Consider the following 13,167-nt stretch of genomic DNA (forward strand, 5'->3'; position numbering starts at 1 on the left):
CGTAGCGGTCATCGACATCGAGGATTTGCCTCCGGAAATTAGATCGGAGGTCGATGCCGTGATTACCCAAACGAGCTCGGAAGAGTAGTATATCCTGCAAAGTTCGATCGATGCTACGCCACCTGCCGTGTCGGTGTCGGCAGCGGTCGAGCTGGATTCGTCGCATGTGGTCGCTGCCAACATCGGCGACGATGGCCCAGACGACGACTTGATTTGATCGTCGGTCAGGCGCCGCACTTTGCATCGGGCATTCGAGATCGACTGCGAACTACGAGGCCGGAAGGATCGCCATGGCCGAGGCCGCAATTCGCAACTTCACCATCAATTTCGGACCGCAGCATCCGGCCGCGCATGGTGTCTTGCGGCTCGTGCTTGAACTCGATGGCGAGGTCGTCAAGCGCGTCGATCCGCATATCGGCCTGCTCCATCGCGGGACCGAGAAGCTCATAGAGCACAAGAACTATCTGCAGGCCCTGCCCTATTTCGACCGGCTCGACTACGTCGCGCCGATGAATCAGGAGCATGCATTCTGCCTCGCCGCCGAGAAGCTGCTCGAAATATCGGTTCCCAGGCGCGGACAGCTCATCCGTGTCCTTTTTTGCGAAATCGGCCGGCTTCTGTCACACCTTCTCAATGTGACGACGCAAGCCATGGATATCGGCGCGCTGACCCCGCCGCTCTGGGGTTTTGCCGAGCGCGAGAAGCTGATGGTCTTCTACGAGCGCGCTTCCGGCGCCCGCATGCACGCGAATTATTTCCGGGTCGGCGGCGTGCATCAGGATCTGCCTCCGAAGCTTCTGGACGACATCTGGGATTTCTGTGACCCGTTCCTCAAGGTCTGCGACAATCTCGAAGTGCTGCTCACAGACAACCGCATCTTCAAGCAACGCAACGTCGATATCGGCGGGATCGGTCTTGACGATGCCTGGGCTTGGGGCTTCTCCGGCGTGATGGTACGCGGATCGGGCGCGGCCTGGGATTTGCGCAAGGCGCAGCCATATGAATGTTACTCCGAAATGGATTTCGACATTCCCATCGGCAAGAACGGGGACTGCTATGACCGCTATCTCGTCCGCATGGAGGAAATGCGCCAGTCTGTACGGATCATGAAGCAATGCCTGGAAAAATTACGATCGCCGGAAGGCCGGGGCCCGGTCGCACTTCCAAATCAAAAGATCACGCCACCGTCGCGTGCCGAGATGAAACGCTCGATGGAAGCGACGATCCATCATTTCAAACTTTACACGGAAGGGCATCACGTGCCCGCCGGAGAGGTATACGCTGCGGTCGAAGCACCGAAGGGTGAGTTCGGCGTTTATCTGATTTCCGATGGCAGCAATGTTCCGTACCGGTGCAAGATCCGAGCACCCTCCTTCGCCCATCTGCAGGCAATGGATTTCTTGTGTCGGGGCCACATGATCGCCGATGTCTCCGCGATCATTGGTTCGCTCGACATCGTGTTCGGAGAGATCGATCGTTAAGCCGAGTTGCACATCTCGGCTGCTGGAAGATAGGCCTACAATTGCAGGATCATCCGTGGTTTATCGAAGTCGCGCAAAAAAAGGCCTGCCGGAGTGGGTCTCTGGCCTGCTGCCGGTTCCATCTTAACCTCAACTCCGTGTCCATGGAACCGGCAGCAGGCCACTACGACGCGTGGCTTGGGGAGGTTGGCCTGCCGTCATCTTGTGCTGGGCAAGCCGCACCGCTGGCCTCTGGCGCCGCCCCCTCCCCTGTGGATCACCCCTCGGGGTCGCCTCAACGCTTCCCTCAGCGAGAAACCCCGCCGAAGCGGGGTTTCTAAACTAGACTAGTTTCCGTCCACAAACGCCAACATATTGATATTATTGCGTGAATCGGAGCTTGCGTAAGCAAGGCCCGGCGGTTTCAGGTACACTTTGGTCTCATGCCACTGATTCCAAAGCACAATCTGCCACCGCCGGAGCCGACAATGCGCCAAGAACGCACCGTCCAAGCGAGCATATTCGATCTTTTCGCCACACACGAGATCGGCCACGAGCTGAAGGCGATGTCGCAATGGCTGGACGAGCATCGCGATCTGCTCGGCCTGGTGGCCCGAGACCTGGTCCGGGTCGGCGTCAAGGCTACCGGACGGCAGGGCCTGCCGGCCGAAGCGGTGCTGCGCTGCGCGATCCTCAAGCAGTACCGGCAGCTGAGCTACCAAGAGCTGGCATTCCATCTCGAGGACTCCGCCTCGTTTCGCCCCTTTGCCCGACTGCCATGGTCATGGAGCCCGCAGAAGTCGGTGCTGCAAAGGACCATCAGTGCGATCCGATCTGAGACTTGGGAACAGATCAATCGGGTGCTGCTGTCGAGCGCGCGGCAGGCGAAGCTCGAAGACGGTGCAGTCGTGCGGCTGGACAGCACTGTGACCTCGGCACTCATGCACGAGCCGAGCGACAGCAGTCTGCTGTGGGATGCCGTGCGGGTCATGGTGCGGCTTTTGAAGCGGGCCGATAGCTTGGTCGGCGGCGCTGGCGCATCATGGCGCGATCATTGCCGCGCAGCCAAGAAGCGCGCCCGCAAGATCCAGTTCACGCGCGGCCGACCCAATCGCGTCCAACTCTACCGCGAACTGATCGCAATCACTCGCGCGACCTTGGCCTATCTGAAGGGGGCGACCGAGCGGTTGGCCGAGGCGAGCACTCCGCCGCCCATCGCACTGTGGCAGGCCCAGGTTCGTCACTATCGGCCGCTGATCGAACGCATCATCAGACAGAGCGAGCGGCGCGTGCCGGCCCGCGAGAAGTTGGTTAGCCTGTTCGAACGGTATGCCGATATCATCGTCAAAGGCAGCCGGGACACCGAGTACGGCCACAAGCTCAACCTGACCTCCGGCAGGAGCGGCATGATCCTCGATCTGGTCATCGAAGCAGGCAACCCGGCCGACAGCGACCGCTTTCTGCCGATGCTGGAACGCCACATCGACCTCTATGGTCAAGCGCCGCGGCAAGCCGCCGCCGATGGCGGCTTCGCCACGCGCGACAACCTGGCTAAAGCGAAGGCGTGGGGCGTCTCCGACATGGCATTCCACAAGAAAGCCGGCCTCAGGATCGAGGACATGGTCAGAAGCAAGTGGGTCTATCGCAAGCTGCGCAACTTCCGCGCCGGCATCGAAGCTGGCATCTCTTGCCTCAAACGTGCTTACGGCCTGGCGCGCTGCACCTGGCCTGGCCTTGACCACTTCAAGACCTACGTCTGGTCCTCGGTCGTGGCCTACAACCTCGTCCTCTTCATTCGCCTCAAAGCGACCTGACGCCGACCAGGCATCGCAGTCGCACCCGCACCGGCCAATCCGGTCGCGGGGCGTGCGCCGGATCGCGCTTGCAGCACCGCTCTGACCAAACCAGCGCCTGTAATTCCGTCGCATGCCCTCAAATGCTCTGCCAACCGAGGATAAGCGATTGTAAACGCTGTAAAATACGTAGGTTTATGGACGGAAACTAGTCCAGCATTCCTTAAGGTGGCGAGGCTAACTGGGCTAATCTCGCCAATAGCTGTCCGGTGGCGGGCCCCAGTCCGTCAGCACGCAGGAATAGACGGCCGTTTCATCGAAAGGATAGCGCGCCTCCATGTCGGGGGTGAGCGTTAGACCGAGCCCCGGCGCGGTCGGGCGGATCAGGCGGCCGTTTTCGATGCGTCCCTGGTCGCCGATCATCTCGGCGCCGAGCGGAAAATACAGCATTGGATATTCGACCAGCTTTCCGTCCGCGGCGAAGGCCGCGTGATAGCTGGCCATGATCGCGGCAGCGCCACCCCAGGCATGCACGACCACGTCGGTCCCCTTGGCCTTGGCCGCCTCAAACACGTCCATCACCGCTGAAATTCCGCCCATCACCGAAGCGTCGGGCTGGACGAAATCATAGACATCGGCATTGATGCGCTCGATCATTTCCTTGGGCGTGGTGACGATTTCTCCGCCGCATACCGGCACATCGATACGACCCCGTAGTTCACGAAAGGCATCGGGCTGGTCGGGGCCAAGCGCCTCCTCGACAAACACCATGCGCTGGTCCGTGATGGCGTGGACGGCCTCGACGAAGGCCACCACATCCTCGACCGCCTGCGGCGGGTCGGCCAGGTTCTGGCACATGTCGACGCCGACCTTGATGCCGCGCCGCCCGGCCTCTTCCAGCACCCAGGCCGTGCGCAGGATATCGCGCTTGACCGATCGGATCTTGTAGATCTCGATACCGAGCGAACCCAGCATATCCAGTTCGCGCAGGAACTGTTCCTTGGCATCGCAACAGCCGCCCGAGCCGTAGATTTGGATCGATTGGGCCTGCGCCCCGCCGAGAAGCGTGTAGACGGGCACACCAAGGCTCTTGGCCTTGGCGTCCTGCAAAGCAATCTCGAAGGCCGCGATGACGTGCCGCGCGGCCCCCTGAAGCGACCAGTAATCGCACAGGCTGCGAAGGTCCTTGACCCGGCGATCGATGTCGAAGCCATCGCGGCCGATCACCTGCGGACGGCAAAGGTCGACGATCGCCTGGAACACCAGCGGTGCGAAGACGGCGAGGTAGCCTTCACCCAGTCCGGTCACGCCATTATCCAGCGTGACCTCCACCATGCCGATGGTGCGCTTGGGCCCATTGGGAAAGCATTCCTTGATTTCCGGATCGTCCGCATCGGCGTAGGCCGACGACAGCAGGACGCAGCGGATGTTGGTGATCTGGGCCATCAGTATCCTCGTGAGAAATCGACGACGCCGTCGAGCGGCATACCGGCGCGAAAGCGCGCCAGATTTGCCAGGAATACATCGACCTTGCGGTCGAGTTCATCCGTCGTGCCACCGCCGGAATGCTGCGTCAGGATCATGTTCGGGCAGGTCCATAATCTGCGCCCGGTCGGCAAGGGTTCATCGCGGGTCACGTCGATCACCGCGCCGCCAAGCAGGCCATGCTCAAGGGCGTCGGCAAGCGCGTCCTCATCCAGGATCGAGCCGCGCCCGAAATTGCAGAAGATCGCGCCGACCTTGATCCTGGCCAGTCGGGCAGCATCGAAAAGACCCGAAGTCGCGGAGGTGGCAGGTGCCGTGCAGACGACCAGGTCGGCCCCGGCAAGCGCCTTGTCGAGCCCCGTGATCCCCTCGCGTGTGATCGGCGTGATCACGCAGCCGAATGGCGCCAGCAGTTCAGCCAGCCGCCGGTTGATCGCGCCATAGCCGAACAGAACGACGCGCGCCCCGCGCAGCACGCGCAGGCGTGTGCGCAAGGGATCGCCAAGCCACTGCTTGCCCGCCTGGAGAAGGACCAGGCGGTCGATGCCCCGATAGAGCGCAAGAATGCCGGCAAGCGCCGATTCCGCGACCGGGTCGGCAAAGAAGCCGGCAAGGTTGGTAACCAGCGTCTCACCGTGGCCCCGGTTCCAGTCGAGGCCCGCATACTCACCAAACCCGACGGATTCCAGTTGCAGCCAGCGCAGGTTCGGGTTTGCCGCGACCTGATCGGGTTCGGGGTTGCCAAAAACAATGGAGCAATCGCAACTGGCTTCGGCCTCCATCAACTTGACCGGAATATCACCCGCGCCGTCCCTGAGCCGCGCTACCTGTTCGTCCGCAAATGCGCCGCAGACCGCAATATCCATCATCGGGACACCGAGGGCTGCGCAGTACTGATCCAGATCGTCTTGGTCTGCAGATACTGGTCCATGGCCTCGGTGCCGTTGTCCCGGGCAAGCGAGCCGGAGCGCTTGTAACCACCAAAGGGCGTCTTGACGTCGCCTTCTGAAAACCCGTTGACCGAAACAGTGCCGCAGGGCAGCCGCCGCGCCATGTGGATGGCGCGGTCGATATCCTTGGTAAACACGGTCGCGTGCAAGCCGTAGTCGGTGTCGCGTGCGATCCGCAGCGCCATATCCATTCCAGCGACCGGCAGAATGCCGAGGACAGGGCCAAAAATCTCCTCGCGGGCGATGCTCATCGTGGGCGTCATATCGGCAAAGACAGCGGGCTCGATGAAGTAGCCTGGCCCCGTCGAGCCGCCGCCGGTCAGCAAGCGGGCACCCTCGGCCGATCCGCGCTCGATGTAGCCCATCACGCGGTTCTGGTGTTCGGCGCTGACCATGGCGCCAATATTGGTCGCCGGATCGAGTGGATCGCCGACACGGAATGCCTTGGCGCGGACGGTGACGCGATGGGCGAACTCCTCAGCCAGACTGCGGTCGACAAGCTGCCGCATGTTCGCGGAACAGTTCTGGCCGCCATTCCAGAAGGCGGACATCGCGGCATGCTCGATCAGATCGTCCGTGAGATCGGCATCATCCAGCACGATGAACGGGCTCTTACCGCCCATCTCCAGGCCAATTACCTTGAGATTGCTCTCGCCGGCATAGCGCAGGAAATAACCGCCGACCTCGGTCGACCCGGTGAAGGAGACGATATCGATATCGGGGTGACGGCCTATCGCCTGGCCCGTGATTTCGCCGAGACCGGGCAACACGTTGATGACGCCGTCCGGGATGCCGGCTTCCTGCGCGAGTTCGGCAAGGCGCAGGACGGACAACGGCGTCTGCTCGGCGGGTTTTACCAGCACGGAGCAGCCGGCGGCGAGCGCGGGCGCCATCTTCCAGGCCGCCATCAGCAGCGGGAAATTCCATGGCAGGACGAGACCCACGACGCCGGCCGGCTCCTTGACGATGAGGGCCAGCGCATTCTCTCCGGTGGGTGCCACCTTGCCGAACGACTTGTCAGCGAGTTCGCCATACCACTGGAAGAAGTTCGGAACCTCCCGCCCGATCTCGTTTGCGCAGTCGGTGATGGTTTTGCCGCTGTCGATGCTTTCGAGAACGACGAGTTCGTCGGCATTGGCGCGTACGAGTTCGGCGAGCCGCAGCAGCGCTTCCTTGCGGAACTCGGGAGCCGCGCGCGACCAGACACCGTCGTCAAAGGATCTGCGGGCGGCCTTGACGGCGCGATCGACATCGGCGCCACCGCAATGCGCCACGGCGGCAACGAACTGGCCGGTCGCCGGGTTGATGGTGTCGAAAGTCGCGCCGTCCGCTGCCGCGGTGAATTTGCCGTCAATGAAGGCGAGACCTTTCGGGGTCAGCTTGGAAGCGACTGCGTGAGCGCTGTCTTTGGTTAAGGTCACGTCTTGGTCTCCGTCGGATGCGTTGAGAGGTCAGCGCGACTGGTGTCGCACCGAAATATGCCAGGGAATGAGGAGGCGCTCGGCGAGCGTGACCAAGCCGAACAAAGCCAGGCCGAGGATTGTCAGGAAAAAGATGCCAGCAAAGGCAAGGTCCGGGCGCATGTTGCCGGTGACGATCTGGATGTAGAAGCCGAGCCCCTGGTCCGAGCCGATGAACTCCGCGATTGCCGCGCCGACCGTCGCGTTGATCGCGGCGTATTTGAAGCCGACGAAGCATTGCGGCAGCGCGGCCGGCAGCCGGACCTTGACGAAGGTGCGCCATACGCTCGCGCCGGTCGAGACGCTGAAGCGCGACAGTTCCTCGCTCAGCGAACTGAACGCGAGAATGGCGTTGAGCACGATAGGAAAGAAACAGACCAGGAAGACGATGATCACCTTGGGCAGCAGGCCGAAACCCAGCCAGGAGATGAAGAGCGGCGCGAAGGCGATCTTGGGTACCATTTCGACGCAGACGACAAACGGATAGATCGTGCGGCGCAGGATGGACGAGAATGCGATGGCGAGGCCGAGCGGCAGCGCCAGGATGACCGCCACCGCGTAACCCAGCACGACCTCCACGCCGGTGATCCAGGTGTAGTAGAGCAGCCGGTCGATGTCCGCCCAACCCTTCGTGACGATGACCGATGGAGGCGTGAGGATGTAGCGCGGGATATCGAACCAGACGATGGAGTACTGCCAGGCGAGGAAGAACGCCGCGAAGAAAGCAATGGACATCCAGGACCGCGCAATCCAGCGGGCAGCGCGCTCCGGTGGAGAGGGTCGATCAGAGGACGCCATAGCCGCGAAATATCTCCTGAGCCTGCCGGACGTAGCCGATGAATTGCGGGCTGCTCTTGACCTCGAAATCGCGCGGATAAGGCAGATCGACGGAAATGATCCGTTCGACGCGTCCGGGGCGCGGCGTGATGATGGCGACGTGGGTGGAAAGCTGGATAGCCTCCTCTATCGAGTGCGTCACGAACACAACGGTCGGATGGCGCTGTATCCACAGCGCCTGCAAATCGGTGCGGATCGCTTCTCGGGTCATGGCGTCGAGCTTGCCGAGCGGCTCGTCGAGCAGCATGGTCGCGGGCTGATGCACCAGCGCCTGGCAGAATGCGGCGCGCTGCTGCATCCCACCGGAGAGTTCGTGCGGGTAGCGCCGTTGAAAATCCTCAAGATGGACCGAAGCGAGCAATTCGTCCACGCTGGCGCGGTGAGCGGCCGTTGAAAGTCCTCGCAGCTCCAGCTGCAACTCGATGTTGCCACGCACGGTGCGCCACGGCACCAGCGTATTGTCCTGAAACATGATGCCGATGTCGGTCTGTGGCCCGACGACGGTGCGCCCGTCGATCGCAATTCGGCCCCCTGTGGCGTCGAGCAACCCGGCGATCATCAGCATGAGGGTCGACTTTCCGCAGCCCGACGGACCGAGCAACGAGACGAATTCGCCCTTTTCGATCTTCATGTCGACCGGACCGAAGGCATGCAGGGCGCCGGGGCCTGCCCCGAACACCTTCTGCACGCCCGTAAGTTCGATAAGCGGATTCATTGACTGTTCAATCTGGTCCGACTGGAAGCGAGCACCGGAGTGACGGCAAGCCACCCCGGTTCGCCGATTACTTGACGAAGTCGTTGGTGTAGAATTGCGTGGCCTCGACCTTTGGGTCGAGGTCATTGTACTTCTTCATCAGGGTCACCATGCTTTCCCAATCGGACGGAACGTTCAAGCCGAGCGTCTTGTCCTTGTTCGCGGCCGAATAGAGCAGGCTGAGCGTCACATCGAGCACGGCGCGGGCCTGCGCTTTTCCCTCATCCTCGTTCATCGTTCCGCCGACGATGTCGCCAATCGCCGCGATCGCCGCGTCCGGATTGGCCTCGGCCGCCTTATAGGACTTGATGGTCGCCTGCACGAAGCGTTTCACGAGGTCCGGGTTTTTCGCGACCATGTCCTTGCGAGCGACGATGCAATATCCGACTTGGTTCACGCCATGGGCCGAATAGGGAAAAACCACCGGTGCGGCGCCGCCGTTCTTCTTGATCTCGGCCGGCTTGTCGTCGATGCCGCCAAGCATGCCTACCGTGTCACCGGCACCTTGCAGATAGCTCGATACGAGCGCGCCGTCAGGCACATTGGTGAGCGTGATGTCGGAAGGCGAAAGGCCCGCCGTGGCAAGGACGATCGGAAAGAACGTGTTGACGCCGGCATTGGCCGTGGTGAGCAGCTTCTTGCCCTTGAGGTCGGAGATTTTGGTGATGCCCGCTTCGGGGCGAACCAGTATCGCTTCCGATCCCATGGCATCGATCACCGCGACCGAGATCAATGCGGCGCCCTGCGAGGCGAGGTTCACCATCGATCCGCATGAGCCATAGGAAAAGTCACTGTCGCCGTTGGCGACCAGACGGTGCGCCGAGCCCGATCCATTGCCGGAACGGATATCAAGGTTGATGCCGGCATCTCTGTAGAAACCCTTCACCTTGCCGAGGGCGAAGCCGGCATGGGAACCGTAGTACATCCAGTTGAGGCGTAACTTCACATCGTCGTCGGCTTTGGCGACGCCGACGAGCAACATTGTGGCTGCCACGGCACCGAGCATCACATCCTTGAAATTGCGCATAGCGGTCGCTCCTTTTGATTTGTCGCTTCTTGTGGTGTTCCCGATATTGTCTACTTGGACACGAGGCGGGGCACGCCCGCGGCCTGCATCATCGCCAGGGTCTTGGCGCGATAGTCCTGGCGGATGTCGCGTGTCGGCGGCCGGCAGCGGCTCGAAGGCAGGCCGATCAGTTCCATGCACAATTTGTCGAGATAGCCGTCGCCGCTGGTGAACTCCTTCTCGATCGCCACCCAGAGCTTGTAGAAGGGCATGGCCTCCTCCACCATCATGCGCGCGATCTCGGTGTAGTTCCGCGCCTTGACCTCGTCGATCAGCTTGATGCCCCATTCCGGCCAGTAGTTGCACAGATGCACCTCGAAGGCCTGCGCCCCCAGCGACGGCATTGCCGAGTAGGGAAAGAACAGATTGTTGTCGATGATCGTGAAGCGTTTGGAAAAATTCGAGGTGACGTCCTCGAATTCCATGGCGTCTGTTCGCGGCGTCGCCCATTTCAGGCCGACAACGTTTTCGATCTTGGCAAGACGATCAATCATGCCGAACGACAGGCTCGTCGAGGTCCAGAACGTATTATAGACGATGATGCCAATGCGCGGCGCCGCCTTGGCCGCGGCCATGACGAACTCCTCGAAATCGGCCTCCGTGTGGGTGAAATAGAACGGGCACGAGACCTGCAGGAAGTCGAACCCCATCGACTGCGCCGCCTGCGCCAGCTTCACCAGTTCCAGCGTGCTCGTCGATTGGCCGCCAAAGGCAAGCGGAACGCGTCCCTTGGCCTCATCGACAACGGTTTCACCGACACTGATCCGTTCCTGGAACGACATGGTCGAGAAGTCGCCCGCCGCGCCACCCGCCAGGAGCGTGGCATATTCGGCGGTCAGGCCGTTGTCGATCAGGAAGCGGACATAGGCTCTGATCGCCACATGATTGACCGGAAAGTCAGCACTGTCCACGAATGCCGTCGGTATCGTCACGTAGCAGCCCGCCAGACGCGATTTCAATTTTTCAAAGTCCAAAGTCATCTCCTTCATGCAGACTTGGCAGAGTCGTATTGCCCGCCGCTCTGTTCGTTTTGCTTTGACCGTCACTCACGTCCGTCCGGATTGACGAAGCTGAGCACAAGGCCAGGACAGGTCCCGTGCCCCTAGAGCTTCCGCATGAGCGGTATCGTTTTGCCGTCCCGGGCAAACAGATGCGCCCTGCGCCAATCAACCCCGATCTCGCATTTTCCCGGTCCGATGCTCCTTGCTTCCTCGTCGCCTTGACGCATGACCACCGCGCCCGCCGGATGCGCTGGCGCATGCAGGAAGCTCTCGCCGCCAAGCCGTTCCACGAACTCGACATCGGCCTGCAGACGCGGGCCGGCAGTCCGGTGTGTGTTGAAATGCTCGGGCCTGATGCCAACGGTCACGCTGCCGGAGAGCGCCATCGGCTGCGCCAGGTCCAGTTCCACGCTGCCGCCGGTCGTTCCCGCGATCTGCAGCGCCAGGCGCGTGCCTTCCTGCCTCTCAACGAACGCCTCGAGGAAACTCATCTTGGGCGAACCCATGAAGCCGGCGACGAACCGGTTGCAGGGCGCGTCGTAGATCTGTGCCGGCGTTCCAAACTGCTCGATCACGCCATCGCGCAACACCACGATCCGGTCGGCCAGCGTCATCGCCTCGGTCTGATCGTGCGTGACGTAGATCATCGTGGCACCAAGGCTTCTGTGCAGCTTGGCGAGTTCGAGCCGCATCTGGACGCGAAGTTCGGCATCGAGGTTCGACAGCGGCTCGTCGAACAGGAACACTTCGGGCTCACGCACGATCGCCCGGCCGATCGCCACGCGCTGCCGCTGTCCTCCGGAAAGCTCCTTGGGAAGCCGGCCCAGCAACGGGCCAAGCTGAAGCGTGTCGGCGACAGCGGCGACCCTCTTGTCGCGCTCGGCTTTCGGCATGCCTTGCATCAGCAGGGAGAAGGCCATGTTCTCGGCGACCGTCTTGTGCGGGTAGAGCGCATAGCTCTGGAACACCATGGCCACGCCGCGATTTGCCGGCGGCACGCCGCGCATCGGCTTGCCGCCGATCGCTACCGTGCCACCACTGATCGGCTCTAGGCCGCAGATCATGCGCAGCAACGTCGATTTTCCGCAGCCCGACGGCCCGATGAAGACCAGGAATTCACCATGCTCGATCGTCAGATCGACGCCGGGGATAATGATCTTCTCGCCATATTTCTTCGAGACGCCCGAAAGCTCAACCTTGGCCATAAGCAAGTCCTTCCTGGCGCCAGCCGTCAGCGTCGGGCACGAGAACGCTGGCATGGATGCCTGTAATGCCTTGGGAATCCTGTGCGTAGTAGGCAACGTAGAGGCTGCCATCGGCGCGCAGCGCCAGCGATGGATAGCCCAGATCCCGGTTGGGAAGGCCTGAGCGGACCACGTAGGGACTGGCCGAATTCCAGCTGTTTCCCTTGTCCTGGGAGATGTAGAGCGCGATGCCGAAGGGCGCGCGCCGCCTGCCGGCGACACAGGCGATGCGGCCGTCGTCGAGTTCCACCATATCGGCCGGATAGTCTTCGATCCCGGTCGGCGACGGAGCGCTCCACGAGACACCGCCATCACCCGAACTGACGACATGCAGGATGCGCGAGACATTGTCGCGCAAGAGCATGACGATGCGGCCGTCACGCAGCAGGATGGGCGCCGGCTCCTCGAAGGCATGCCCTTCGCCCGCCGCGACAAGGCGCGGCTTGGACCAACTTTGGCCGCCATCGCCCGACCGCAAGGTGAACACGGCGGCATAGTTCGGCACATCGCAGAGCGGCAGCATGATTTCGCCGTCGACCTCGATCCCGCCACGCATGCCGTAGCCACCGCTGAAAGGCGACGTGTCGATGCGCGTCGACGCGGTGAAGGTGTTTGCGCCGTCGACCGAACGATGAACCCATGTCTGCCCGCCGCCGCGCGCCCAGGGATAACGTTCGGCAAGCGCGGTTTTCTCCGGCGTCCAGTCCTGAAGTTCGGCCCCCATGGCCTCGGCGCTCAACAGTTCCTCCGGTCGTGTATAGGCGCCAGGCGCAAGATGGGCCTGCGCGTAGGCAAGCGTATGCCAGTCGAAGCGCCACTGGTTCAGCAGCACAACACCTGAGCGCAGCGGGGTGAGCCCGGCGCATTCCACGCCTTGCCAGCCGAAGCCGGGGACGACGGAAGGAGCCGACCAGCTTCTCCCCTCGTCCGCCGATCGCATCAGCATGTTGCAGTACAGTGGGTCCTGCGGCGGATGCAGGATCCCGGCACGGCGGCGCGACCGCGTGAACACCAGCAGCCAATTGTCGTTGGCCGCAACCGCCAGATGCGGATGCGCGCTGTATGCGTGCGGATCGCAATGGATCGTCTGGTGATCCATTCGAGGTATCGAGGCTGC

At 62.1% G+C, this 13,167-nt stretch carries 11 protein-coding genes; 2 read left to right on the forward strand and 9 right to left on the reverse strand.

Features of this window, described 5'->3' with window-relative positions; all coding sequences use genetic code 11:
• Positions 1 to 290: 290 nt before the first annotated feature.
• Positions 291 to 1,481 carry an NADH-quinone oxidoreductase subunit D gene (locus CKW40_RS06865; protein WP_095199215.1) on the forward strand — a complete coding sequence of 397 codons (1,191 nt, stop codon included), beginning with the start codon at positions 291 to 293 and terminating at the stop codon, positions 1,479 to 1,481.
• Between the two features lie 467 nt (positions 1,482 to 1,948).
• On the forward strand, positions 1,949 to 3,274 hold the full coding sequence (locus CKW40_RS06870; protein WP_095199216.1) for an ISNCY family transposase: 1,326 nt from the start codon (positions 1,949 to 1,951) through the stop codon (positions 3,272 to 3,274).
• A gap of 225 nt (positions 3,275 to 3,499) precedes the next feature.
• Here CKW40_RS06870 and CKW40_RS06875 read toward each other — a convergent pair whose 3' ends face one another.
• The 9 genes from CKW40_RS06875 to CKW40_RS06915 form a co-directional block, all read right to left on the reverse strand.
• Positions 3,500 to 4,699, reverse strand: a complete 1,200-nt coding sequence (locus tag CKW40_RS06875; RefSeq protein WP_095199217.1) for a mandelate racemase/muconate lactonizing enzyme family protein — start codon at positions 4,697 to 4,699, stop codon at positions 3,500 to 3,502.
• A complete protein-coding gene (locus tag CKW40_RS06880; RefSeq protein ID WP_095199218.1) occupies positions 4,699 to 5,607 on the reverse strand; it encodes a D-2-hydroxyacid dehydrogenase in 909 nt (302 codons plus the stop codon). Before CKW40_RS06880 ends, CKW40_RS06875 begins: the two co-directional genes overlap by 1 nt.
• Positions 5,604 to 7,109: an aldehyde dehydrogenase gene (locus CKW40_RS06885; protein WP_095199219.1), complete on the reverse strand. Its 1,506-nt coding sequence runs from the start codon at positions 7,107 to 7,109 to the stop codon at positions 5,604 to 5,606. The genes CKW40_RS06880 and CKW40_RS06885 overlap by 4 nt, the downstream gene beginning before the upstream one ends.
• Positions 7,110 to 7,139: 30 nt before the next feature.
• Positions 7,140 to 7,883, reverse strand: coding sequence for an ABC transporter permease (locus tag CKW40_RS06890; RefSeq protein ID WP_095199220.1), 744 nt, complete (start codon positions 7,881 to 7,883; stop codon positions 7,140 to 7,142).
• A 49-nt stretch (positions 7,884 to 7,932) separates the two neighbouring features.
• Positions 7,933 to 8,616, reverse strand: coding sequence for an ABC transporter ATP-binding protein (locus CKW40_RS06895; RefSeq protein WP_244571109.1), 684 nt, complete (start codon positions 8,614 to 8,616; stop codon positions 7,933 to 7,935).
• A gap of 151 nt (positions 8,617 to 8,767) precedes the next feature.
• Positions 8,768 to 9,766 carry an ABC transporter substrate-binding protein gene (locus CKW40_RS06900; RefSeq protein ID WP_095199222.1) on the reverse strand — a complete coding sequence of 333 codons (999 nt, stop codon included), beginning with the start codon at positions 9,764 to 9,766 and terminating at the stop codon, positions 8,768 to 8,770.
• A 50-nt stretch (positions 9,767 to 9,816) separates the two neighbouring features.
• Complete coding sequence (locus tag CKW40_RS06905) at positions 9,817 to 10,779, reverse strand: dihydrodipicolinate synthase family protein (RefSeq protein ID WP_095199699.1); 963 nt, start codon at positions 10,777 to 10,779, stop codon at positions 9,817 to 9,819.
• Between the two features lie 128 nt (positions 10,780 to 10,907).
• Entirely contained in the window at positions 10,908 to 12,011 is a 1,104-nt protein-coding gene (locus CKW40_RS06910; RefSeq protein ID WP_095199223.1) for an ABC transporter ATP-binding protein, read from the reverse strand.
• A complete protein-coding gene (locus tag CKW40_RS06915) occupies positions 11,998 to 13,149 on the reverse strand; it encodes an exo-alpha-sialidase (protein ID WP_179297862.1) in 1,152 nt (383 codons plus the stop codon). The genes CKW40_RS06910 and CKW40_RS06915 overlap by 14 nt, the downstream gene beginning before the upstream one ends.
• Positions 13,150 to 13,167: the final 18 nt, after the last annotated feature.

It is taken from the genome of Mesorhizobium carmichaelinearum, from assembly GCF_900199455.1.
Lineage (GTDB): Bacteria > Pseudomonadota > Alphaproteobacteria > Rhizobiales > Rhizobiaceae > Mesorhizobium > Mesorhizobium carmichaelinearum.

Coding starts and splice junctions, on each gene's coding strand:
- CKW40_RS06865 (WP_095199215.1), top strand. CDS start 291: ATGGCCGAGGCCGCAATTCGCAACTTCACCATCAATTTCGGACCGCAG.
- CKW40_RS06870 (WP_095199216.1), top strand. CDS start 1,949: ATGCGCCAAGAACGCACCGTCCAAGCGAGCATATTCGATCTTTTCGCC.
- CKW40_RS06875 (WP_095199217.1), bottom strand. CDS start 4,699: ATGGCCCAGATCACCAACATCCGCTGCGTCCTGCTGTCGTCGGCCTAC.
- CKW40_RS06880 (WP_095199218.1), bottom strand. CDS start 5,607: ATGATGGATATTGCGGTCTGCGGCGCATTTGCGGACGAACAGGTAGCG.
- CKW40_RS06890 (WP_095199220.1), bottom strand. CDS start 7,883: ATGTCCATTGCTTTCTTCGCGGCGTTCTTCCTCGCCTGGCAGTACTCC.
- CKW40_RS06895 (WP_244571109.1), bottom strand. CDS start 8,616: ATGAAGATCGAAAAGGGCGAATTCGTCTCGTTGCTCGGTCCGTCGGGC.
- CKW40_RS06900 (WP_095199222.1), bottom strand. CDS start 9,766: ATGCGCAATTTCAAGGATGTGATGCTCGGTGCCGTGGCAGCCACAATG.
- CKW40_RS06910 (WP_095199223.1), bottom strand. CDS start 12,011: ATGGCCAAGGTTGAGCTTTCGGGCGTCTCGAAGAAATATGGCGAGAAG.
- CKW40_RS06915 (WP_179297862.1), bottom strand. CDS start 13,149: ATGGATCACCAGACGATCCATTGCGATCCGCACGCATACAGCGCGCAT.